This is a genomic window from Streptomyces sp. NBC_00223 (assembly GCF_036199905.1).
Classification (GTDB): Bacteria; Actinomycetota; Actinomycetes; order Streptomycetales; family Streptomycetaceae; genus Actinacidiphila.
The window spans coordinates 7,508,316-7,531,607 of sequence record NZ_CP108109.1 but is presented as its reverse complement, the minus strand read 5'-3'; the positions used below and the strand labels follow the sequence as shown (position 1 = coordinate 7,531,607).

The window sequence follows — 23,292 nt, the reverse complement described above, 5'->3', positions numbered from 1 at the left end:
CCCGCGAACCGTGAACAGCGGCTCGTGGGCGGCGCGTTGGCGTTTCCGGCGCCCGGACCGGCGTCGCGTCAGCGGCCGCCCCGGCGGCGCAGGCCCGGCTCGGTGAGCACGGCCGGGGTGTAACCGGCGTCGCGCGCCGAGAGGTTGGTGCCCGGCGGCACGATCTCGTCGATCCGGTCGAGCACGTCACGGCTCAGCGTGATCTTGTCGGCGCCGAGCTGGCTCTCCAACTGCTCAAACGTACGCGGCCCGATGATCGCCGAGGTGACCACCGGGTGTTCGAGGACGAAGGCGAGCGCGAGCTGCACCAGCGTCAGCCCGGCCTCGTCGGCGAGTTCGGCGAGCGCGTCGGCGGCGGCGAGCTTGGCCGCGTTCTCCGGCGAGCCGATGTCGAAGCGGGCCGCCTGCCGCTGCGCGCGGCTGGAGGCGGGCTGGTCGGCGCCCTTGCGGTAGCGCCCGGAGAGCCAGCCCCCGGCCAGCGGGGACCAGGACAGCACCGCGAGGCCGTACCGCTGGGCGACCGGCAGCACCTCGCGCTCGATGCCGCGGGCCAGCAGCGAGTACGGCGGCTGTTCGGCGACCACCCGCTCCCGGCCGCGCCGCTCGGCGATCCACTGGCCCTCGACGATCGCCGACGGCTCGAAGGTGGAGGTGCCGATGTAGCGGATCTTGCCTTGCCGTACCAGGTCGGTCAGGGCGCCCAGGGTCTCGTCGAAGTCGGTGTCGGGCTCCGGCCGGTGCACCTGGTAGAGGTCGATCCAGTCGGTGCCCAGGCGGCGCAGGCTGTTCTCGACCTCCTTGACGATCCAGCGGCGGGAGTTGCCCTTCTCGTTCGGGTCGGTGCCGAGGCTGCCGTGGAACTTGGTGGCGAGCACCACATGGTCCCGGCGGCCGCCGGCCAGCGCCTTGCCGACGATGGTCTCGGACTCGCCGGCCGAGTAGACGTCCGCGGTGTCCACGAAGTTGATGCCCGAGTCCAGGGCGTGGTGGATGATCCGGATGCTGTCGGCGTGGTCCGGATTGCCCCGAGGGCCGAACATCATGGCGCCCAGGCACAGCGGGCTGACCTGCACGCCGGTACGTCCGAAGGGGCGGTACTGCGTCATCGTGCGCTCCCGTTCACAAGGTGGTCGGTGGTCGGTTCCGCGGTGGACCCGACCGGGCTGAGCTGGTCGACGGTGGCGGCGCCGCCGGTCTGCCGGAAGGCGTCCCACAGCCGCCGGTACGGTCCCCCCGCCGCGAGCAGCGCGGCGTGGGTGCCGCTCTCCACGACGGTCCCCCGGTCGAGGACCACCACCCGGTCGGCCCGGGCGGCGGTGGTCAGCCGGTGGGCGACCACGAGGGTGGTACGGCGCCGGGTCAGCGCCTCGGTGGCGGCGGCCACCCGGCTCTCGGTGGCCAGGTCGAGCGAGGCGGTGGCCTCGTCGAGCAACAGCACGTCGGGGTCGACGAGTTCGGCGCGGGCCAGGGCGAGCAGCTGGCGCTGGCCGGCCGACAGATTGCGGCCGCGCTCCCCGACCGGCTGGAGGTAGCCCCGCGCGAGGCCGGCGACCATGTCGTGGGCGCCGACCGCCCGGGCGGCGGCCTCCACCTCGGCGTCGGTCGCCTCGGGCCGCCCGTAGGCGATGGCGTCCCGGACCGTGCCGCTGAACAGATGGGCCTCCTGCGGGACGACGCCGAGCCTGCGGCGGTACGCGGCGAGGTCGAGGGCGCGCAGGTCGTGGCCGTCCACCCGGACCGTGCCGGAAGTGGGGTCGTAGAAGCGGGCGATGAGCTTCATCACGGTGGATTTGCCCGCGCCGGTCGCGCCGACCAGGGCCACGGTCTCGCCGGGCGCGACCGCGAAGCTGACGCCGTGCAGCACCTCCTGCCCGCCGCCGCCCGCGTAGCCGAAGGACACCGCGTCGAACTCGACCTCGCCCCGCAGCGCGCCGACCGGGCGCGGGGAGGGCGCGGCCGGGGTGCCGGCGGGGGTGCGCATCAGGGTGCGCAGTCGGCCGAGGCCGACGACGGCCTGCTGATAGCCGTCGAAGACCTGGGAGAGCTGCTGGATCGGCGAGAAGAACAGATCGACGTAGAGCAGGAAGGCGATCAGCGTGCCCGCGGTCAGCTGCCCGGAGCGGACCTGGCCGGCGCCGACGGCCAGCACGGCGGCCGTGGACAGCGTGCCGAGGAATTCCACGAACGGGAAGAACGTCGCCATGTACCGCTGGGCGCGCAGCCGTGAGTCGCGGAAGGACCAGGCCAGGGCGGCGAAGTCCTGGGCGTTGCGGTCCTCGCGGCGGAACGCCTGGGTGACGCGGATGGCGGTGACGTTCTCCTGGAGGCAGGCGTTGACGGCGCTGATCCGCTCCCGCGCCTCGTGGTAGGCGGGCACCGAGTGGCGGCGGAAGAGCGCGGTGGCGCCGATCAGCAGCGGCAGCGCCCCGAGCAGCACCACGGCCAGCCCGGTGTCGATCACCAGCAGGGTGACCAGCACCCCGAACACCGTCAGCAGGCTGACCACGGCGGTGATCAGACCGGTCTGCAGGAAGGTGGACAGGGCGTCGACGTCGGTGGTCATCCGGGTCATGATCCGGCCGCCGAGCTCCCGCTCGTAGTAGTCGAGACCGAGCCGCTGGAGTTGCGCGAAGGTCTTCACCCGCAGGGTGTAGAGCAGCCGTTCGCCGGTGCGCCCGGTGGTGCGGACCTGTGCGACGCCGATCAGCCAGTCGGTGGCCACCACGGCGGCCGCGGCCGCGGCGGCGGCCAGCAGCACCCCTCGGGCGTGATGGGCCACGCCCTGGTCGACGCCGTGGCGGACCAGCACCGGCACGGAGATCTGCGCGACCGCGTCCAGCGCGACCAGGAGCAGGCCGAGCAGCAGCGCGGCGCGGAACGGCCGCAGCAGGGCGCCGAGTCCGAAGTGCGGGTCGGCGGCCCTGGTCCGCCCGGTGGGCACGCCCGGATCGGCCTCCCGCAGCGGGAGTTCGGCCAGTTTGGCGATCAACTCGGGGGTGGGCGGGGCCGATCCGAGCACTCCGGCGCCCGGGCCGCCGCGTCCCCGGCCGGCGGTGGCCGCGGCGACGGCGATCGCCTCGGCGGCCTTGAGGGCGGCGCCTTCCTGCCGGGCGGCGACATGGGTGTCGGGGCGGCGCCACAGATGGGCGGTGACGGCGGGCACGGCGAGGTCGTCGTCGGGGGCGGGTACGCCGGCGGGCGGGTGCGCGGAGTCCGGGTCCGTGGCGTCCACGACATCGGCTGTGTTCGCCGGGTCTGCTGTGTTCACCGGGGCCGCTGTGTGCGCCGGGTCTGCTGTGTGCGCCGGGTCTACGGTGTTCACCGGGGCCGCTTGGTCTGCCGGGTCCACCGCGGACAGCAGCGAGCGGAACAGCGGGGAACGGGACCGCAGTTCGTCCATCGTGCCGGTGTCCACGACCCGGCCCCCGTCCAGGAGCGCGATCCGGTCGGCGAGTTCGAGGGTGGATCTGCGGTGCGCGACGATCAGCGTGGTGGGCCGCCGGGTGGCCTCCCACAGCGCCACGTGGATCTCTGACTCCACCCGCGCGTCGATCGCGGACGTGGCGTCGTCCAGCACGAGCACGGCGGGGTCGACCAGCAGCGCGCGGGCCAGCGCGACGCGCTGCCGCTGGCCGCCGGACAGGGTCAGGCCCTGCTCGCCGACGACCGTGTCGTAGCCCTGCGGCAGCCGTTCGACGAACTCGTCGGCGCGGGCGATCCTGGCCGCCTCCCTGATCCGTTCCTCGCTCGCGTCGGGGTCGCCGTAGGCGATGTTGGCCCGCACGGTGTCGGAGAGCAGCAGGCTCTCCTCGAAGACGTAGCCGATACGCGAGCGCAGCGAGGCCAGGGTGAGGTCGCGGACGTCGGTGCCGCCGACGCGCACGGCGCCGGCCGGCACGTCGTAGAAGCGCGGCAGCAGCGCGGCGGCGGTGGACTTGCCCGACCCGGCCGGCCCGATCAGGGCGACGGTCTCGCCCGCCGCGATGTCCAGGCTGAAGCCGCTGAGCAGCGGCCGTCCGTCGCCGTAGCCGAAGGTGACGTCCTGCCAGGACAGGGCCGGCGGCAGGTCGGGCAGTTCGCGGGCGCCGGGCGCGTCGGCGATGACGGGGGCCTCGTCGATGACCTCCAGGACGCGTTCGGTCCCGGCCCTGGCCTGCTGCCAGACGGTGAGCAGGGTGGCGACCTGGCGGACCGGGGTGACGAAGGAGCCGAGATACGTGGTGAACGCCAGGAAGGTGCCCAGCGAGATCCGGCCGTGCAGCGCGAGCCAGCCGCCGAAGGCCAGCACCGCGACCTGGCCGAGCGCGGGGACCGCCTGGAGGGCGGGGTTGTAGCGGCTGGTGTAGCGGACCACCCGCAGCCGGGAGGAGAAGAGCGTACGGGCGCGCCGCTCAAGACCGGCCAGTTCGCGTTCCTCCTGGCCGAAGCCCTTGACCACCCGTACGCCCGTGACGGTGGCCTCGACGGCCGAGGCCACCTCCGCGGCCTCCTGCTGGGCGTGCCAGTTGGCGGGGAACAGATCGCGGCGGCTGCGCAGCGCGATCAGCCACAGCAACGGCCCGACGACCAGCGCCACCAGCGTGAGCAGTGGGGAGAGCACCGCCATGAAGACCAGCGAGACCAGAAACATCAGGGCATTTCCGGTCATGTTGGGCAGAAACTGCAACAGCGTCTGGATGAGCGTGATGTCGGAGATGGAACGGCTGACGATCTGCCCGGTGCGCAGATCGTCCTGCTGGGCGCCGCCGAGCCGCAGCAGGGCGGCGAAGGCGTCGTTGCGCAGGTCGTACTGCACCCCGAGCGACAGCCGTCCGGAGCGGTAGCGGCGGGTGAACCCGGCGGCGAAGCGTACGGCGCCGAGCCCGGCCAGCAGCAGCGTCCAGGAGGTGAGCGAGCCGGTGCGGCCGCCGGCGACCGCGTCCACCACGTGCCGCAGCACCAGCGGCAGGGTGGCGGTGGCGATCGCGACGGCGACGGCCGCGCCGAAGGCGTACAGCAGGTCCTCGCGGTGGCGCAGGCAGTAGCCGCCGAGCCGCCGCACCCAGCCGGCCGGGCGGTCCTGGCCGGCCGCGTGCGGTGCCGCCTGGGCGGCGGGCTCCGTCAGGGTCCCCGCCGGTGGCGTCGGACAGTCCGTCACCGGACCCCCGCCAGATCGATGCCGAGGTGGCCGACGGAGGTGTCCACGGTGTCGAAGAGGCGGTTGACCGGGCGCGGCAGACCGTAGTGCTCGCGCAGCGTCGTCCCGGTGTATTCGGTGCGGAACAGCCCGCGCTCCTGGAGGATCGGGACGACCCGGTCCACGAAGAGCTCAAGGCCGGAGGGCAGTACGGCGGGCATGATGTTGAAGCCGTCCGCCGCGCCCTGGCCGTACCAGTGCTCGATGGTGTCGGCGACCTGCTCGGCCGTGCCCGCGAAGGTGCGGTGGCCGCGTCCGCCGCCGAGCCGGCCGATCAACTGACGTACCGTCAGCCGTTCCCGCCTGGCCAGCTCCACGACGAGCGTGTAGCGGCTCTTGGCGCCCTCGATCTCATCCTCGGTGGGTATGTCCAGGGGCAGTTCGGCGTCGAGGTCGAGGTCGTCGGGCGCGATCCTGAGCCGCTGGGCGAGCTGCCGCTTGGCGAACTCGGGGCGGATCAGCCGGTTCAGCTCGTCGTCGAGCGCGTGCGCCTCGGCCTCGGTGTCCCCGATGACGGGCACGATGCCGGGCAGGATCTTGATGCCCTCGGGGTCGCGGCCGAAGCCGGTCACGCGCTGCTTGACGTCCTTGTAGAAGGCGACGGCCTCCTCCAGGGTCTGCTGCGCGGTGAAGACCGCCTCGGCGTAGCGCGCGGCGAAGTCCTTGCCGTCCTCGCTCGACCCGGCCTGGACGAGCAGCGGGTAACCCTGCGGCGAGCGCTGGACGTTGAGCGGGCCGTCCACCCGGAAGAAGTCGCCCTTGTGACCGAACTTCCGTACCCGCTCGGCCAGCGCGTGCACCCCGGCCTCCTTGTCGGCGACGATCGCGTCGTCGGCCCAGCTGTCCCACAGCTTGGTGGCCACGTCCACGAACTCGGCCGCCCGCAGATAGCGTTCGCGGTGCAGCGGGGTGTCGTCGAGGCCGAAGTTGCGGGCCGCGTCGGCGCCCGCGGTCGTGACGATGTTCCACCCGGCCCGCCCGCCGGAGACATGGTCGACGGAGGCGAACCGCCGGGCCAGGTTGTACGGCTCGTTGTAGCTGGTGGACGCGGTCGCGATCAGACCGATCCGGCTGGTCACCCCGGCCAGCGCGGTGAGCAGCACGGTCGGTTCCAGCTTGCTGACCGGCCGCCGGCCGGGGTCGCCCTGGAGCACGGGGCTGTCGGCGAGGAAGAGCGAGTCCAGCTTGCCGCGCTCCGCGATCCTGGCGAGGTTCTTGTAGTGCTCCAGGTCGGTGCCGCCCGAGGCGGGGCTCTCCGGCAGCCGCCAGGCGGCCTCGTGGTGCCCGACCGACATCAGGAACGCGTTCAGATGCAGCGGCTTGCGGTCAGTCCTGCGGGTCATGGGGGTTCTTCTCCTCGTGAGAGCGCGCGGGATCGGCGGATACGGGGGCGGCGGCCGGTACGTCGGCGGACGGTACGGAAGCGGTCGGTACGGGGGCCGTCGGGTCAGCGGGTACGGCGGCGGCCGTCGCGCGGGCGGCCGGGTCCGGTTCCGTCACGCCGAGCGCGGCGAGCAGCGTGTCGCGGTACTCCTGGAACCGGGGATCACGTCGGCTTCTGGGGGTCGGCAGATCGACGGCCAGGTCCACCGCGATCCGGCCGTCCTCCAATACCAGTACCCGGTCGGCGAGTTCCACAGCCTCGTCGACGTCGTGGGTGACCAGCATGACGGCGGGGCGGTGCCGCTCGTACAACTCCCGCAGCAGGTCGTGCATCTTGATCCGGGTGAGCGCGTCGAGCGCGCCGAACGGCTCGTCGGCGAGCAGGAGTTCGGGGTCGCGGACCAGGGCGCGGGCCAGCGCGGCGCGCTGCTGCTCGCCGCCGGACAGCTCGTGCGGCCAGGAGCGTTCCCGGCCGGCGAGGCCGACTTCGGCGAGCGCGGTGCCGCCGCGTGCGCGGGCGTCGGGGCCGCGCACTCCGAGCACCACGTTGTCCAGCACCCGCATCCAGGGCAGCAGCCGGGAGTCCTGGAAGGACAGCGACACCCGTTCGGGCACGGTGAGTCCGCCGGAGCCCGCCACACCGTGATCCAGCCGGGCGACGGCCCTCAGCAGGGTGGACTTGCCCGAGCCCGAGCGGCCCAGCAGGGCGGTGAACTCGCCCCGGCCGATGGTCAGATCGAGCTCCTTGAGCACGTCCCGGTCGCCGAAGCTGCGGACCAGCCGGGTGGTGCGCACGGCGGCGTCCACGGTGTCCGTGCCACGGGGACCTCGCGGGGCCGCCGTGTCCGGCGGGCCGTCCGTACGGGGGTGTGGGGCGGTCAGCCCGCCAGTGTGCGTCGCCATGACAGCACCCTCCTTTCGACCGCCCGCACCGCCGCGTCGGAGGCGAAGCCGAAGATCCCGTAGATCACGAGGCCGACGATGATCACATCGGACTGGGCGTAGAGCTGGGCCTGGAACATCATGTAACCGATGCCCCTGGTGGCGTTGATCTGCTCGACCACGACCAGGCCGAGCCAGGACGAGGTGACGCCGAGCCGCAGCCCGACGAAGAAGCCGGGCAGCGCGCCGGGCGCGACCACCTTGCGGATGAACTGCCAGCGGCTCAGGTCCAGGCTCTCGGCCAGCTCCACATATCTGCTGTCGATGCCGGTGAGCGAGGCGTAGGTGTTGATGTAGACGGTGACGGCGACCCCGAGCGCGATGAGGGTGACCTTCATCTGCTCGCCGATGCCCAGCCACAGGATGAGCAGCGGCAGCAGGGCGAGCGAGGGAATGGCCCGCTTGACCTGGAGGGTGCCGTCCAGCAGGTACTCGCCGACCCGGCTGAGCCCGGCGGCGACCGCGAGCACCACCCCGGCGACCACCCCGAACAGCAGGCCGAGACCCGCGCGTTGCAGGGAGATCAGTACGTTGTCCTGGAGCCGGCCGCTGCGGATCAGGTCGAGCGCGGTGGACGCGACCGCGCCGGGTCCCGACAGGATGCGCGGGTCGAGGTACTGGAGTGCGGAGGCCGCCCACCAGACCACGACGACCAGCACCGGGCCGAGCAGCCGCGCGAAGGGGATCGCCCGGCCGGGGCCGAGCCTCCGCCGGGTGCCCCGGGCGGGGGCGAGCGGCCGGGCCGACGGCGCCGCGGCGGGTACGGCGGCGGGTGCGGGGGCCGCCGCAACCGGCTTGGCGCGTCCGAAGGACCGTACGGTCGTGGCGGGCGAGGTGGCGGCAGGGTCGGCGGGGTTGGCGGCGGTCCGCGGTTCCCCGGGGCGGACGTCCGACAGGGCCTCGGTCATGACGCCACCCGGTACTTCTCCGCCACGGCCCGCGCGGCCAGCCCCTCGAAGCGGCGGTCGAACAGCTCCTCGGCCTTGACCTTCTTCACGAAGCCGCCCTCCGCCATCAGATCGGCGGTCTCCTGCTCCCAGGCGATGGCCTTGTCCCAGCTGACCGGGAACTGCGGCTGCGACAGCGAGGCCACGATGCGCTTGCCGTCCTCGGCGGTGACGCCCTGGTCCTTGACGTAGTACGACTGGATCCACTCGTCGGAGTGCTCCCACGCCCACACCACGCCCTGGGCCCACAGCGGGATGAAGCTGCGGATCGCGGCGGCCTTCGCCTCGTCCTCGATCACCTCGATCGGCGCCCACAGGATGGACAGCAGGTCCACCACATCGGTCTTCACCCCGACCGCGCCGTCCTTGCCGTACTGGCTCAGGTACTTGGTGAGCGACGGCTCGCCGAGCGGCGCCACATCGACCTGCCGGGACTGAAGGGCGGTCAGGAACTGGGTGCTGGGCAGCGCCACCAGCTGGACGTCGGAGTTCTTCAGCCCGGCCTCCTTCAGCGCCCGCAGTACGACCACACCCTGCGCCTGCCCTTGCGAGAAGGCGATCTTCTTGCCCCGGAAATCGTCGGCCGAGGTGATGGAAGTGCCCGGCGCGGTGGCGAAGCTGTAGATCGGGTGATTGCGCGACTGCACGGCCACGATACGGGCGCCCACGTCAATGGCCTGCGCCTGGATCGGCGGAACTCCGGCATTGCTGGCCAGATCGATGGAATGCGCGCGGAATCCCTGGATCACATCGGGTCCTGCGGTCAGATTCGGCCAGCTGGAGACGGTGAAGGGCAGTTTCCTGTCCAGCCCGGAGCCGGCGAGCTGGAGTTTCGAGGTGTGAATGGATATCGCGAGCTTGGTACCGGGCGGCGGCGCACCCGAGGGAAGCGCTCGCGTGGGTACGGTGTCCGCCCCCGTGCCCGTGTGCCGTGCGCAGGCGGCGAGGGAGAGTACGGCGCCTCCGGTGAACGCGAGAAAGGATCTGCGGCGAAGGAGTTCGGACGATGAACCGGTGGCCATGGTGAATTCCAGGTGAGTAGGTGTCCGGCGCGGGTCGGCGCGGGTCAGAGGGAGTGATAGGTGCCGTCGTGGAAGAGCAGCGGGCTGCGGCCGTCGTCGAGCCAGGAGTCCTCGACCCGGGCGACCACGATGCGGTGGTCGCCGGCCGGGACGATCTGCTCGAAGCCGACCCGCAGCCAGCCGGTGACGCCGTCGAGCACGGGCTCGCCCTGCGGCAGCCTGCGCCACCGGGTCGGCGCGGCGAAGCGGTCGATCCCGCTGGTGGCGAAGCGCCTGGCCACGTCCTCCTGCTCGGCGCCGAGGAAGTTCACCACCGCGCCGCCGGCCTGCTCGACATGCGGCCAGGACGACGCGGTGACGGCGATCCCGAAGGACACCAGCGGCGGCGTCAGGGAGAGCGAGGTGAGCGAGGTGGCGGTGAAGCCGGCCGGTCCGCGGCCGGCGTCCACGGTCACGACGACCACCCCGGCCGGGTAGTTGCGGAATACCTTTTTGAACCGCTCCGGGGCGATGCCCGTAGCGGGAAGCGAAGACACGGTGACAGTCAACGTCTCCCCCAGGAGAAAAGAGTGCGGGTTTTCCGGCGGACGGGCAGGGCGGACCGGCGCCCCTGCCGTCCGGGAGCGGCAGGACGCGAGCGGTGCCGTGGGTCACCGGGAAATGGCGGTGCCGGCGCGGGTGTGCGCGGATTTCGTCCGGGAATTTCCGCGGACCGCCGTTATGGCCGAGGGCTCAATCCGGAAGGCGCTCGGGATTCAGCGAGAGCCCTGACAGGAATACGGAACGCGGCACACGCGACAGTCGTGCGCGGCGGCACCGGAGAAACCGTACTGCCCGGCACGACCGGTACCGCCGGAACACCCGGCGCGTGCGGCGCGACAACACCGGCGGAGCGCGAATCCGCACTCCGGGAGAGCGGCCGCGCGGAAGCGACGTGCCGGTGTCGGCACGTTCGGCGTATTCCGCTGCTGGCTGCTCATGAATCCATTGTCCTGTTCGGGATCTGCCCTGGTCAACAATGCAACTTGCTGAATTAAGTCGGATACCGAGGCCGCCGCCGCGCCGGGGTCAGGAGACCGCGGGCAGCGCGGGCCAAGGGCCGAGCGGGTCGGCGTAGAGCGCGCCGAGGGCCACCGCGCCGCCCGCGACGGGCAGTACGGAACCGGTGAAACTGCTGGCCACGACGGCCCGTTCGGGATCGTCGCAGACCCAGGACCGCTCGGCGACCTCGGCCCGCAGCTCCGCCAGGCACTCCGGCAGCCGGCCGGCGCCCGGCTCGACCACCACCAGCACCTCGGGGTCGAACATGTCGAGCAGCAGGGCCGCGACCCTGCCGACCAACCGCGCCCTGCGCCGCATGAGTTCACGCGCCTTCGGGTCCCCGGCGAGCGCCAGGTCGAGCAGGTCACGGAAGACCCGTACCGGCAGTCCGAGGTCCACCGCCCGCTGGACCATGGTCAGTTCGGAGACCTCGGACTGGAGACAGCGCGGTGTGCCGCACGGGCAGACCTCCACCACCGGGCCGTCCCACGTGTCATCGGGCCCGACCGGCAGATGGGCCACGCTGCCGGCCCCCGAGCGCGGGCCGCGGTGCACGGTGCCCGCGGTGGCGAAGGCCGCGTCCACCACCGCGCCGACGAAGAGCAGCACCGTGCTCTCCCGGGTCGAGACGTCGCCGAACAGCTGCTCGGCGCGGGCCAGCGCCCGGGAGTGGCTGTCCACGTGCACCGGCAACCCGGTGGCGGCGGTGAGGAGTGCACGGGCGGGCACATCGCGCCAGCCGAGCCGGGGGTGGTCGACGATCACCCCGGTGGCCGGGTCCACCCACTGCCCGGTGGCCAGTCCGAGCGCGAGCACCGTACGGCCGTCCGCGTGCCCCGCGACCAGCCGGGGCAGCCGCGCGGCCAGTCCGCCGAGCACCCGTCGCGGGTCGGTGCCGCGGTGGACGCGGCGGTCCTCGGCGACGATCCGGCCGCGCAGATCCATCAGCGACAGCGTGGAGTGCGCCACCGCGATGTGCGCGCCGGCCACCAGATAGCGGGCGGTGTCGATCTCCAGCGGGATGTGCGGGCGGCCGAGGCCGCGCGGGCCCGCGGTCTCCGGGCTCTCCTTGATCAGCCCGCGGGCCAGGAACTGCGCGCTGTGCCCGCTGACCGCGGCGGGCGAGAGCCCGGTGAGCCGGGCCACGGTGCTGCGGGCCACCGGGCCGTGGTCGAGGATCGCGCTGAGCACGGCGCCGGCCGCCGACGTACGGCGGACCGGCGCGGTCGGCGGAAGGTCGGCGCGGCGCAGCGGTGTCGGGAGGTGCAAGGAGGCAGGACGGGGGTCGGGCGGCAGTCGTACCACGGATGCCTTCCAGGTCATGGGTGGCGGAGGGAGCCGTCCCGAGCCGCGCGCCGGCGGCGGGCCGACGGTGAACCGGCGGGGCGGGAGCTCCCGTTGACGCTCCTTGACGGAGTCGTTCGCTCAGACCTGGTGACACGCGGCGGAGCACACACGCTTGAGGTCGACATGACCTCGCGTCGTCAGGTGTGTGGTTCGCTGCATGCCGCGCAACGTAACGGGCGCGGCGAGAGTCGGTCAAACACATGACCGCATGGTGGACAGCGGGCGCCCGCACGGCGGGACACCGCGGCGGCGGGGACACACCGCCGTATTCCCGCGTTTCCCACGGCGACAACACCCGCTGACGTGCCGTCAGCCCCGGAAGGTCTCCAGCAGCCGCAGCCAGACCTCGCTGATCGTGGGGTAGGCGGGTACCGCGTGCCAGAGCCGCGCCAGGGGCACCTGTCCGGCCACCGCGACCGTCGCGGAGTGCAGCAACTCCCCGACGCCCGGGCCGACGAACGTCACGCCGATCAGGTTTCCCCGGTCGAGGTCCACGACCATACGGGCCTTGCCGCGGTAGCCGTCCGCGTACAGGCTCGCGCCCGCGACCTGCCCGAGGTCGTAGTCGACGACCTTGATCCGGCGGCCGTCGCGTTCGGCCTCCGCCGCGCTCGGGCCGACGGCGGCGACCTCGGGGTCGGTGAAGACGACCTGCGGTACGGCCTCGGTGTCCGCGGTCGCCACGTGCCGGCCCCAGGGGGCGGTGTCCAGCGGCTCGCCCTTGGCGCGGGCGGCGATCACGGCTCCGGCGATCCGGCCCTGGTACTTGCCCTGGTGGGTGAGGAGCGCGCGGTGGTTGACGTCACCGGCCGCGTAGAGCCAGCCGTCGGCGACCTCGGTGACGCGGAGGGTGTCGTCCACGGTCAGCCAGTCGCCGGGGGTCAGGCCGACGCTCTCCAGGCCGAGGTCGCCGGTGTGCGGGTCGCGGCCGACGGCGAACAGGATCTCGTCGGCGGCCAGTTCACCGCCGTCGTCGAGAACGGCCCTGACCTCGCCGCCCTCGCGGCTCACGGACGTCACCGACACCCCGAACCGCACCTCCGTCCCGGCCTCCCGCAGGCTCTCGGCGACCAACTCGCCCGCGAACGGCTCCATCCGCGGCAGCAGCCCGTCGCCGCGCACAAGGACGGTCACCCGCGCGCCGAGTGCCTGCCACGCGGTGGCCATCTCGACGGCCACCACACCGCCGCCGACCACGAGCAGCCGTCCGGGCACGTCCTTGGCGCTGGTGGCGTCCCGGCTGGTCCACGGGCGCGCGTCCGCGATCCCCGGCAGATCGGGCAGGGCCGCGACGGTGCCCGTGCAGACGGCGACCGCGTGCCGCGCGGTGAGCCGCAGGGTGCCGCCGTCGGGCGTGCTCACGGTCACCTGGCGGGGGCCGTCGAGCCGGCCGTGGCCGCGTACCAGTTCGACGTCGACGGAGGTCAGCCAGTCGACCTGGCTGTCGTCCTTCCAGTGCGAGGTGAACTCGTCGCGGTGCGCCAGGACCGCGGCGGCGTCCAGCGGGCCCGCCACCATCTGCCGCACCCCCGGCACCCGGCTCGCGTCGGCGCGGGCGACGACCGGCCGCAGCAGCGCCTTGCTCGGCATGCACGCCCAGTACGAGCACTCGCCGCCGACCAGCTCGCTCTCCACGATCACCGTGCTCAGCCCGGCCGCCCGGGTACGGTCCGCCAGGTTCTCCCCGACCGGGCCCGCTCCGATGACCACCACGTCGTAGGTGCGGGATGCGTCGTTCATACCGGCTCCTGTGCTGCTGTCGCTGTCGGACGGCTGGTCCGCCCGCTCGGCCCGTGCCCGCTCGGCCCGTGCCCGCGCGGCCCGTGCCTCCGCGCCGCCCGGGTACGCCGCCGCGCGTCCCCCGCGGGTCGCGCGTCCTTACGATCAGACCGAGACCGCGCGACCGCCGCAACCGGGGCCGCCCGGCCTCGTCGTACGGTCGCGGCGTGCCGGTGAGCCTTTCCCGCGGCCCACGGTTCATGCGGGGCACGGGAGTTGGGCGGGCCGGGCGGTACGGCTTGGCGTCGGCAGGACGAGGGCCGGGAGCGGGCGGGCGGGGGTACGGGGTCGCGGTACGGGGACGTCGCCGCGGGCGTTCCGCGAACAGGGCGACGTATGATCACAAAGCGGCGCCGAGGGGCGTCACCGGAGGTGTCTCGATGGGCGAACTGGTTCTGGTCCGGCACGGGGAGACCGAGTGGTCCCGCTCCGGGCAGCACACCAGCTACACCGATCTGCCGCTCACTCCGGACGGCGAGGAGCAGGCCCGTACGCTGGCGCCGCTCTTGGCCTCGCCGAACGTCGCACGCGTCCTGACCAGCCCGATGCTGCGGGCGCGGCAGACCGCGAAGCTCGCCGGACTGGGCCGGGCCCGGGTCGACCCCGACCTGCGCGAGTGGGACTACGGCGGCTACGAGGGTGTCACCTCGCTCGACATCCACCGGGCCCGCCCGGACTGGGACCTGTGGCGCGACGGCGTCATCCCGGGACCCGAGGGGCACCCCGGGGAGACGGCGGCGGAGGTCGGCGAGCGGGCCGACCGGGTGCTGGCCCGCGCGGAGGCGGATCTCGCGGACGGCGATGTCGTCCTGGTCGCCCACGCCCATCTGCTGCGGGTGCTGACCGCGCGGCGGCTGGGCCTCGCGCCCGCCCACGGCGCCCTCTTCCAGCTCGCGACCGGGACGGTGAGCCGGCTCGGCTCGGAGCACGGGTACCACGTCCTCACCGCCTGGAACCGGCTGCCCTGAGGCGCCGCCGCTCGGGGCCGACTGCTTCGGGGCGGCTTTCGGGGCGGCTTTCGGGGCGGCTGAGGCCGCTCGGCTCATTGAGGCAGCGGGGGCGCCCGGCGCGTCGTCCGGCGGGCACGCGTCGCCCGGACGGCCCGTCCGGCGAGGCGGGACCCGCGGTGGTCCGCGGAGACTGGGCGGGTAAGGCTCCCAGGAAAGGACGCGATCATGGGGTTGGCGTACCGCAAGGACCTCGGACTGCTCGCTCTGCGTCTCGGCGCGGGGTCGGTGCTGTTCGCGCACGGCACCCAGAAGCTCTTCGGCTGGTTCGGCGGGGGCGGGATCGAGGGGACGGCGGGGGCCATGGACCAGATGGGCTTCCGCCCGGGGCGGCCCGCCGCGATCGCCGCGGGGCTCGGTGAGGCCGGCGGCGGCGCGCTGCTCGCCCTGGGGCTCGCCACGCCCGTCGCGGGGGCCGCGGCCGCCGGGGCGATGGCCAGCGCGGTCTCCTTCCACGCGCCCTCCGGCTTCTTCGCCGCCACCGGGGGCTTCGAGCACCCCGGGCTGCTCGGCTGGACCGCCGCGTCGATCGGCGTGACCGGGCCCGGGCGCTTCTCTCTCGACCACGCGACGTGCCATGTGCTGGACCGGCCGTGGGTGATCGTGACGGCGTTCGCGGCAGCGGCGGCGGCCGCGACGGTGGTGATCTCGTCGCGGGCGAGGAACCTGCGGGAGGCGGCTTCGGAGGCGGCGGCGGAGACGGGGCTGGAGGCGGACGCGACCTGAGCGGGCGGCGTCCGCCGGTTGTCGGGCCGGGCCGTCGCGCGCGCAATGGGTGCGCTGCCCGCGGGCGTCCGCCGCCGACCGTAGGCCGAAGCTGCCGGCCACCGGGCCCCGGGGTGACTCGGAGGGGCGGGGGCGGGGGAGGATGGGCGCAGACGGCACCGCAGGTGAGGGCGCCCCAGTGGTGAGGGAGCGGGTATGACGGTGACGGCCGAGGAACGCGCGACGGCCCTGCTCTCCTCTCCCTGGACCCGTGGGCTCGCCGCGGCCGCCGCGGGCGCGCTGCCCGCGCTCGCCTTCCCGGCGCCGTCGCTGTGGTGGCTCGCGTACGTGGCGCTGGTGCCGTGGATGCTGCTGGTCCGCTCGGCGGGGACCGGGCGGCGGGCCGCGCTGGACGGATGGCTGGGCGGGGCCGGGTTCATGCTGGCCGTGCACCACTGGCTGTTCCCGAGCCTGAACGTGTTCCTCGTCGTCCTCGCCCTCCTGCTGGGCGCGCTGTGGGCGCCGTGGGGGTGGGTCGTACGGCGCCTGCTGGGCACGGGTGCCGGGGCGGCGGCCTCGTCCGGGGCGGGGGTCGGGGTGCGGCGGGTGCTCGCGGCGACCGTACTGGTCCCGTCGGCCTGGCTGCTGGCGGAGCTGGTCCGCTCGTGGCAGTACCTCGGCGGACCCTGGGGGCTGCTCGGCGCCAGTCAGTGGCAGGTCACGCCCGCGCTGCGGCTCGTGTCGATCGGCGGGGTGTGGCTGGTCAGTTTTCTGCTCGTCGCGGTGAACACGGCGCTGACCGCGCTGATCGCCGTACGCGCGCTGCGCCGTCCCGCCGTGGCGGCGCTGGCGGCGGTGGGCGTGGCGGCGACGGGGGTGTGGCTGTGGGCGCCGCGTCCGCAGTCGTCGGGGTCGGCGCGGATCGCCGTCGTCCAGCCCGGGGTGATCGCCACGGCCGACGCGCGGTTCGCCCGCGAGGTGGAGCTGACCCGCGGGCTCGCCGGTACGCATCCGGACCTGGTGGTGTGGGGGGAGAGCAGCGTCAGCGTGGACCTGACGAACCATCCCGAGGTCGCGGACCGCCTCGCCTCGCTCTCCCGCGAGGTCGGCGCGGACCTGCTGGTCAACGTGGACGCCCCCCGCGCCGACGGCACCGGCATCTCCAAGACCTCGGAACTGATCGGGCCGGACGGCGTGACCGGGCCGACGTACGACAAGATGCGGCTGGTCCCCTTCGGCGAGTACATCCCGCTGCGGTCGGTGCTCGGCTGGGCGACGTCGGTCGGCAAGGCGGCGGGCGAGGACCGCAGGCCGGGTACGCGGCAGGTGGTGATGGACGCGGGCGCGCTGCGGTTCGGTCCGCTGGTGTGCTTCGAGTCGGCGTTCCCCGACATGAGCCGCCATCTGGCGGGGAACGGGGCCCGGTTGCTGATCGCGCAGTCGTCCACGTCGTCGTTCCAGGGGAGTTGGGCGCCGGCGCAGCACGCGTCGCTGGCGGCGCTGCGGGCGGCGGAGACCTGGCGTCCGATGGTGCACGCGACGCTCACGGGGATCAGCGCGGTGTACGACGCGGACGGCCGGGCGGTGGGCGGCCGGGTCGGCATGAGCGCGAGTACGTCGGCGGTGTACGAGGTGCCGCTGGCCTCGGGCCGCAGCCCGTATGTGCGGTTCGGTGACTGGGTGCCGCGGCTGGCCCTGCTACTGCTGGCCGGGGCGGCGGCGTACGAGGGGACCCGGCGGGTCCGGGGACGGGGGCGGGGTGCGGCGGGGGCGGGGGTCGGGGCCGGGGCTGGCGAAGAGGGCGTCACGAACGTGACACCCTCTAACAAACGCGACACCGCTCGCGCCGGGCGCAAGCGTGACAGCCTCTAACGAAAGTGAGGGCCAGCCACGTCGGGTGGGTGCGTGACAGCCTCTAACAAACGTGAGAGTCGGCCCGGCCCGACAGGGGCGTGACACCCTCTAACGAACGCGAGGGCCAAGCAAAGCGTGAGACCCCCTCACGAAAGCGAGGCGCCAAGCAGGCGTGAGACCCTCTCACGAACGCGAGAGCCAATCGCAAGCGCGAGCCACCCTCGCCAACGCGAACCCCGCCCAGTATCGCAACCGCCCCGCCCGCTCAGCCCAACACGTCCAGGACGATCCGCTCGCACAGCTCGTGCGTGGCCAGCGCGTCCCGCGCGTCCAGCGTCGTGCCCGACCGGACCGAGTCGAGGAAGGCGAGCGTGATCTGCTCGATCCCGCGCTGCCGCGCCACCGACACCCAGTCCCCCCGCCGCCGCACACTCGGCTGCCCCTTGTGGTCGATGACCTCGGCGAGGTTGAGCACCTGGCGACGCGAGTCGCCCCCGCTGACGTCCAGCGACTCCTCCGTCGACCCGCTCATCCGGTTCATCGACCCGATCGCCGTGAAGCCGTCCCCGGCCAGGTGCAGCACGACGTGGTGCAGCAGCCCGTCCCGCACCTTCGCCGACACCTTGACCTGCTCGACCGGCCCCGGCGCCAGGAACCGCAGCGTGTCGACCACATGGATGAAGTCGTCGAAGATCACCCCGCGCACCTCGTCCGCGAGCCCGATCCGGTTCTTCTGCATGAGGATCAGGTCGCGCGGGTGGTCCACGCACTGGGCGTAGCCGGGCGCGTAACGGCGGTTGAACCCGGCCATCAGTGTGACGCCCCGCTCCCCCGCCAGTTCCACCAGCCGGCGGGCCCCCGCCAGATCCTGGGCCAGCGGCTTGTCCACGTACGCCGGCACGCCCGCCTCGATCAGGCGCTCGGTGATGTCCACATGCAGGGCGGTGGGCGCGTGCACGAAGGCGGCGTCGAGCCCCTGGTCGAGCAGCGCGTCCAGCGAGGTGTGCCGGTCCGGCAGCCGGTAGGTGTCGCCGACCAGGTCGAGCGTGGCCGGAGTACGGGTGTGCAGATGGAGTTCGACGCCCGGCTGGGCGGCCAGCACCGGCAGATACGCCTTCTGCGCGATGTCACCGAGTCCGATGACGCCGATCTTCAGGGGGGCGCTGCCGGGTGCCATGCGTACTCCTGTCGTTCCCGCCGCCGGCGGGGTGTTTTTTGCGGTGTCCCCGCAGCATACGGGCCTGCGACCGGCCTCCGGTGGACGGTCCCGGACGGCCCCCGACGGGCCGGACCTCACTCGTAGGGGTGAGGAGCGAACGGACGGGGCCGAACGTTCACCCGCCCGGGGAATACCCCACTGAACGGGTTTACGGCACAGTTACCGAAGTGCGCCGTATCTCCGCTGTGGTGATCCTCGTGACGGCCTGCGCCGCCGCCGGATGCACCACCGTCTCCCCCTCCCCGGCCCCCGCTCCCGCCGCGCGGACCTCAGCCCCCTGGAAGCAGGGCACCGACGTGCCCGACGCGCTCACGGTGACCCCGCCGCCCGACCACGAGGTGCTGGCGACCGTACGCCCCGACCCGGTCGCGGGCCCGTCCCCGTCCGCCGCTCCCCCGCACCGGGCGACGCCCGCCGTACCCGGTCGGCGCCCCGCCCGTCCGGCCCGGCCCGAGCAGCGGCCCCGCAAGGCGCACGCCCCGACGGTGGCGCTACCCGGCGGCCCGGGCATCTGCACCCTCGGCGAGAGGTACGGCGGCTGGCCGTCGGGCAGCCCGGCCTCCCGTATCTGCCGGGGGGCCTACGGCAGGTGACACCCGGCGGGCGCGGGCAGCACCCCCGGCCACCGCCCGCGCCCGCCCGCCTCGTGCCCACGCACCCCCGCCCCGAGCCGGCCCCGCCGCCGGACCGCTAGGGCAACTGCTCCGACCCCGTCAGCCGCAGCTCCATCCGCCCGATCGCGGCCCGCACCCCGTCCCCGTAGGCGTCGTCCCCCAGCGCCCCTGACGCCTCGCGGGCCAGCGCGAGGTGGTTGCGGGCCAGCCCGGACTCCCCCACCTTGGTGTACGTCGCCGCGAGGTTGAGGTGCAGCGAGGGGTAGAAGCCGCGTACCTGCCCGGCCGGCCCGGACCCCTGCCCGGTGAGCAGATCGGCGGCGCGCAACGCCCGCAGGTCCCAGACCAGTTCGTCCTCGGGGTCGTCCTGGGTGTCGGCCATGTAGTGCGCCAGTGTGCAGCGGTGCAGCGGCTCGCCCTGCTCGCCGATCTCCGCCCACAGCGCGGCGAAGCGGTCTCTGGCCTCTTCCCGGTCACCGCCGTGCAGCAGCATCAGGATCTGCCCGATCCGGGTCATCATCGGATCGTCGCCCACCGAGTCCGGTTCTTCCACTTCGTCCACCGGCGCCTCCTCGCCTCGTCCTGGCGAAGACGCTAGCTGGCCCGCGCCTCCAGATCCGGGATGCGCCAGTCGATCGGGTCGTGGCCCTGCGCCTTCACGGCGTCGTCGATCTGCCCGAAGGGCCGGCTGCCGAGGAAGAGCTTGGCCGACAGCGGGGACGGGTGCGCGCCCTGGATGACGGCGTGCCGCTCGGTGTCGATCAGCGGCAGCTTCTTCTTGGCGTAATTGCCCCACAGCACGAAGACCGCCGGGTCGGACCGCCCGGACACCGCGCGGATGACGGCGTCGGTGAACTTCTCCCAGCCCTTGCCCTTGTGCGAGTTGGCCTCGCCCTCGCGGACGGTGAGCACCGCGTTGAGCAGCAGCACGCCCTGCTCGGCCCAGGGCATCAGATAGCCGTTGTCCGGCACCGGGTAGCCGAACTCGTCCTTGAGTTCCTTGAAGATGTTCCGCAGCGAGGGCGGCGTCCTGACCCCCGGCCGCACCGAGAAGCACAGCCCGTGCCCCTGGCCCTCACCGTGGTACGGGTCCTGGCCCAGGACCAGCACCTTCACCCGGTCGAACGGGGTGGCCTCCAGCGCGGCGAACACCTGGTCCTGCGGCGGGAAGACGCGGTGCTCGCGCCGCTCGGCCGCCACGAAGTCGGTGAGCTGCTGGAAGTAGGGCTTGTCCAACTCCTCGCCGAGCGCGGTCTCCCAGGAGTCGGGCAGCATGCTGGGCATGACGGGAACCTCCGGTGTTGCGATCCATGACGCGGCCGTCCGCACGGTCGTCCCGTGCGGTCGGACACCGCGATCAGTTACTGCGTCAGAACGTACCGTGCGCCACTGACAACGCCCCTCACGCGGCGTCCAGCCTGGCCCTCAGCTCGGGGTCGAGGTCCAGGGCGACCGCGCCCAGCACCTCGTCGAGCTGCGCGACACTGCTCACTCCGACCACCGGGACGACCGACGGTGTCCCGCCCATCTGCCAGGCCAGGACGACCTGATGGGGTGTCGCCCCCGCCTCGGCGGCGACCTCGCGCAGGACCGCGAGCCGCCGGTGCGACGCCGGGTGGTCGTAGGGCGCGGGCAGCGGCTTGTCGGCGCGGGTGTAGGCGCCGTGGACGAGCGGGCCGTACGCCATGAGCGTCATGTCGTCGTGCGCGGCCACCAGGTCCAGCAGGTCGGCGTGGGCGTAGTCGCGGGCGCCCCACTCGCCGCCGGGCGCCGGCCACAGATAGGTGTGGCGCTGCTCGACGCAGGTGTAGCCGGGCAGGGCCCGGTCGGCCGCGTACTGGCGGGCGGCGGCGACCGACCAGGCCGCGTGGTTGCTGGCGCCGAGCAGCCGCGCGGCGCCGCCGCGTACCACCTCGGCGAACGCCTCGACGGTCTCGGCCATCGGCACGTCGCGGTCCTCGATGTGGGCGTAGTACAGGTCGACACGGTCGGTGCCCAGGCGGCGAAGGCTGCCCTCGATACCGGCCCGGATGGTCTTCGCGGCCAGCCCCTCGTAGGCGTCGGGCCACACCGCGGTGCTCCCGGCCGGCGGCCGGGCGCCCACCTTGGTGGCGACGACGGTACGGTCCCGGGCGCCGCGGGCGCGCAGCCAGCGGCCGAGCAGCAGTTCGCTCTCGTCGCCGGTGCCGCCGGGGGCCCAGACCGAGTAGTTGTCTGCGGTGTCGACGAACGTACCGCCGGCCTCCGCGAACCGGTCGAGGATCGCGAAGGACGTGTCCTCGTCGACGAGGGTGCCGAAGGGCAGGATGCCGAGGCACAGGGTGCTGACCTCGATTCCGCCGCCGGGCGTGCCGGCGGCGAGCGTGCGGTAGCGCATGGGTGGGTTCTCCGTCATGTGGAAGTCCTCGCGCGGCGGGCCGGTGCGGGCCGCCACGCGAGGACTGTGCACGTCGGAGTACGGACGAGGGCAAGCGCCGCCGAGGACCGCGGCCGTAATCGCCCGGCGGGCCCTCAGGCGCCGCCCGCGCCCAGGAAGAGCCCGCCGTCGATGACCAGGTTCTGCCCGGTGATCCAGCCGGCCTGGTCGGACAGCAGGAAGGCCGCGGCCCCGCCGATGTCCTCGGGCACGCCGAGCCGCTTGAGCGGGTAGGCCGCCGCGGCCTCCTCCTCGCGCCCTTCGTACAGCGCGGCGGCGAACCTGGTCTTCACCACCGCCGGGGCGATCGAGTTGACCCGTACCCCGGGTGCCATCTCCGCGGCGAGCTGCACGGTGAGGTTGACCAGGGCGGCCTTGCTCATGCCGTAGGCGGCGATGAAGGGCGAGGGTGCCAGGCCCGCGACGGAGGCGATGTTGAGGATCGCGCCGCCGTGCTCCTTCTGCCACGCCTTCCAGGTCTGCTGGGCGAAGCCGAGCGCGGACAGGACGTTGGTCTCGTAGACCTTGCGGGCGACCGCGAGGTCGAGGTCGGCGAGCAGGCCGTAGACGGGGTTGGTGCCCGCGTTGTTGGCGAGGTAGTCGACGCGGCCGAACGCCTCCATGGTGCGTTCGACGGCGACGGCCTGGTGCGCCTCGTCGTGGGCCTTGCCCGCCACGCCGATCGCCCGGTCGGCGCCGAGCCGTTCGACGGCCTCCTTGAGCGCGTCCTCGTCACGTCCGGTGATGCACACACGGTCGCCGCGGGCGACGAGCGCCTCGGCGATGCCGTATCCGATGCCGCGGCTGGCGCCGGTCACTATGGCGGCGCGGCCGCTGTCGGGGCGGGGGTTCTGGTCTGTCATGGGAAGGGGCCTCCGGCCGGTCAGTCGAGGGGGCCGCCGGCCACGTACAGGACCTGGCCGGAGACGAAGCCGGCCGCTTCGCCGGTGAAGAAGGCGATGGCGTTGGCGACGTCGTCGGGCCGGCCGACGCGCTGGACGGGGATCTGGGTGGCGGCGGCCGCCTGGAACTCGTCGAAGTCCATGCCGACGCGGGCGGCGGTGGCGGCGGTCATGTCGGTGGCGATGAAGCCGGGAGCGACGGCGTTGGCGGTGATGCCGAACTTGCCGAGTTCGATGGCGAGGGTCTTGGTGAAGCCCTGGATTCCCGCCTTGGCGGCCGAGTAGTTGACCTGGCCGCGGTTGCCGAGCGCGGAGGACGAGGAGAGGTTGACGACCCGGCCGAAGGCGGCGTCCACCATGTGCTTCTGGACCGCGCGGGTCATCAGGAAGGCGCCGCGCAGATGGACGCCGATCACCGTGTCCCAGTCGGAGGCGGTCATCTTGAAGAGCAGGTTGTCGCGCAGGACGCCGGCGTTGTTCACCAGGACGGTGGGCGCGCCGAGTTCCTGGACGACCCTGGCGACGGCCGCCTCGACCCGGTCCTCGTCGGACACGTCGGCGCCGATCGCGACGGCCCGGCCGCCGGCCGAGGTGATCGCCTTGACGGTGCCCTCGCAGGCGGCCTCGTCGAGGTCGATCACGGCCACGGCGCGGCCCTCGGCAGCCAGCCGCACCGCGGTGGCGGCGCCGATCCCGCGGGCGGCGCCGGTCACGATCGCGACGCGCTGCTCGGTGGTGGACATCTGTGTCTCCTCAGCCCGGTGTGGCGGCCGCCCCCACACGTCCCCGCGCATGAGCGACCGCTTAGTAGGTCCCGTAGCCGAAACCGTAGGAGGGCCGTGACCCAGTGTCAACGCCGCCACGGACGATGTGGTTCAGTGCACGGGCGGCCGGCCGGCGATCAACACCCGTGGCACCGTGCGCCGTGCACCATGACC

19 protein-coding genes are annotated in these 23,292 nt (G+C 73.4%); 4 read left to right on the top strand and 15 right to left on the bottom strand.

Annotated features, from left to right (window positions below):
* Positions 1-68: 68 nt before the first annotated feature.
* The 9 genes from OHA30_RS32065 to OHA30_RS32025 form a co-directional block, all read right to left on the bottom strand.
* Positions 69-1,106: an aldo/keto reductase gene (locus tag OHA30_RS32065; protein WP_328917362.1), complete on the bottom strand. Its 1,038-nt coding sequence runs from the start codon at positions 1,104-1,106 to the stop codon at positions 69-71.
* Positions 1,103-5,137, bottom strand: a complete 4,035-nt coding sequence (locus tag OHA30_RS32060; RefSeq protein ID WP_405784922.1) for an ABC transporter ATP-binding protein — start codon at positions 5,135-5,137, stop codon at positions 1,103-1,105. Before OHA30_RS32060 ends, OHA30_RS32065 begins: the two co-directional genes overlap by 4 nt.
* Positions 5,134-6,519, bottom strand: coding sequence for an LLM class flavin-dependent oxidoreductase (locus OHA30_RS32055; protein ID WP_328917361.1), 1,386 nt, complete (start codon positions 6,517-6,519; stop codon positions 5,134-5,136). Before OHA30_RS32055 ends, OHA30_RS32060 begins: the two co-directional genes overlap by 4 nt.
* The gene (locus OHA30_RS32050) at positions 6,503-7,462 is read right to left on the bottom strand and encodes an ABC transporter ATP-binding protein (RefSeq protein ID WP_328917360.1); all 960 of its coding nucleotides are present in this window, start codon (positions 7,460-7,462) and stop codon (positions 6,503-6,505) included. The genes OHA30_RS32055 and OHA30_RS32050 overlap by 17 nt, the downstream gene beginning before the upstream one ends.
* Positions 7,438-8,409, bottom strand: coding sequence for an ABC transporter permease (locus OHA30_RS32045; protein WP_328917359.1), 972 nt, complete (start codon positions 8,407-8,409; stop codon positions 7,438-7,440). The genes OHA30_RS32050 and OHA30_RS32045 overlap by 25 nt, the downstream gene beginning before the upstream one ends.
* Positions 8,406-9,470: an ABC transporter substrate-binding protein gene (locus OHA30_RS32040; protein WP_328917358.1), complete on the bottom strand. Its 1,065-nt coding sequence runs from the start codon at positions 9,468-9,470 to the stop codon at positions 8,406-8,408. Before OHA30_RS32040 ends, OHA30_RS32045 begins: the two co-directional genes overlap by 4 nt.
* Positions 9,471-9,514: 44 nt before the next feature.
* Positions 9,515-10,018, bottom strand: a complete 504-nt coding sequence (locus OHA30_RS32035; protein ID WP_405784925.1) for a flavin reductase family protein — start codon at positions 10,016-10,018, stop codon at positions 9,515-9,517.
* Positions 10,019-10,538: 520 nt separating this feature from the next.
* Positions 10,539-11,834, bottom strand: coding sequence for an ROK family transcriptional regulator (locus tag OHA30_RS32030; RefSeq protein ID WP_405784927.1), 1,296 nt, complete (start codon positions 11,832-11,834; stop codon positions 10,539-10,541).
* A 333-nt stretch (positions 11,835-12,167) separates the two neighbouring features.
* Positions 12,168-13,598 (bottom strand): dihydrolipoyl dehydrogenase family protein, encoded by a 1,431-nt coding sequence (locus tag OHA30_RS32025; protein ID WP_328917355.1) that lies wholly within the window; start codon positions 13,596-13,598, stop codon positions 12,168-12,170.
* Positions 13,599-14,017: 419 nt separating this feature from the next.
* On the opposite strand from OHA30_RS32025, the gene OHA30_RS32020 reads away from it, so the two are divergent.
* The 3 genes from OHA30_RS32020 (at position 14,018) to lnt (ending at position 17,221) form a co-directional block, all read left to right on the top strand.
* The gene (locus OHA30_RS32020; RefSeq protein WP_328917354.1) at positions 14,018-14,605 is read left to right on the top strand and encodes a histidine phosphatase family protein; all 588 of its coding nucleotides are present in this window, start codon (positions 14,018-14,020) and stop codon (positions 14,603-14,605) included.
* A gap of 207 nt (positions 14,606-14,812) precedes the next feature.
* Complete coding sequence (locus tag OHA30_RS32015) at positions 14,813-15,370, top strand: DoxX family membrane protein (RefSeq protein ID WP_328917353.1); 558 nt, start codon at positions 14,813-14,815, stop codon at positions 15,368-15,370.
* Positions 15,371-15,565: 195 nt separating this feature from the next.
* Complete coding sequence (gene lnt / locus OHA30_RS32010; protein WP_328917352.1) at positions 15,566-17,221, top strand: apolipoprotein N-acyltransferase; 1,656 nt, start codon at positions 15,566-15,568, stop codon at positions 17,219-17,221.
* Positions 17,222-17,468: 247 nt separating this feature from the next.
* On the opposite strand, the gene OHA30_RS32005 is transcribed toward lnt, so the two are convergent.
* The gene (locus OHA30_RS32005; RefSeq protein ID WP_328918083.1) at positions 17,469-18,359 is read right to left on the bottom strand and encodes a Gfo/Idh/MocA family protein; all 891 of its coding nucleotides are present in this window, start codon (positions 18,357-18,359) and stop codon (positions 17,469-17,471) included.
* A gap of 230 nt (positions 18,360-18,589) precedes the next feature.
* Here OHA30_RS32005 and OHA30_RS32000 point away from each other — a divergent pair, with 230 nt between their 5' ends.
* Complete coding sequence (locus OHA30_RS32000; RefSeq protein ID WP_328917351.1) at positions 18,590-19,015, top strand: hypothetical protein; 426 nt, start codon at positions 18,590-18,592, stop codon at positions 19,013-19,015.
* Between the two features lie 97 nt (positions 19,016-19,112).
* Here OHA30_RS32000 and OHA30_RS31995 read toward each other — a convergent pair whose 3' ends face one another.
* From OHA30_RS31995 to fabG, 5 genes are all read right to left on the bottom strand, one after another.
* The gene (locus OHA30_RS31995) at positions 19,113-19,556 is read right to left on the bottom strand and encodes a hypothetical protein (RefSeq protein ID WP_328918082.1); all 444 of its coding nucleotides are present in this window, start codon (positions 19,554-19,556) and stop codon (positions 19,113-19,115) included.
* A 74-nt stretch (positions 19,557-19,630) separates the two neighbouring features.
* Positions 19,631-20,320 (bottom strand): uracil-DNA glycosylase, encoded by a 690-nt coding sequence (ung, locus tag OHA30_RS31990; RefSeq protein WP_328917350.1) that lies wholly within the window; start codon positions 20,318-20,320, stop codon positions 19,631-19,633.
* Positions 20,321-20,438: 118 nt separating this feature from the next.
* Positions 20,439-21,413 (bottom strand): aldo/keto reductase, encoded by a 975-nt coding sequence (locus OHA30_RS31985; RefSeq protein ID WP_328918081.1) that lies wholly within the window; start codon positions 21,411-21,413, stop codon positions 20,439-20,441.
* Positions 21,414-21,547: 134 nt separating this feature from the next.
* Entirely contained in the window at positions 21,548-22,315 is a 768-nt protein-coding gene (locus OHA30_RS31980) for an SDR family oxidoreductase (RefSeq protein ID WP_328917349.1), read from the bottom strand.
* Between the two features lie 20 nt (positions 22,316-22,335).
* Positions 22,336-23,097: a 3-oxoacyl-ACP reductase FabG gene (gene fabG, locus OHA30_RS31975; RefSeq protein ID WP_328917348.1), complete on the bottom strand. Its 762-nt coding sequence runs from the start codon at positions 23,095-23,097 to the stop codon at positions 22,336-22,338.
* Between the last annotated feature and the right edge of the window lie 195 nt (positions 23,098-23,292).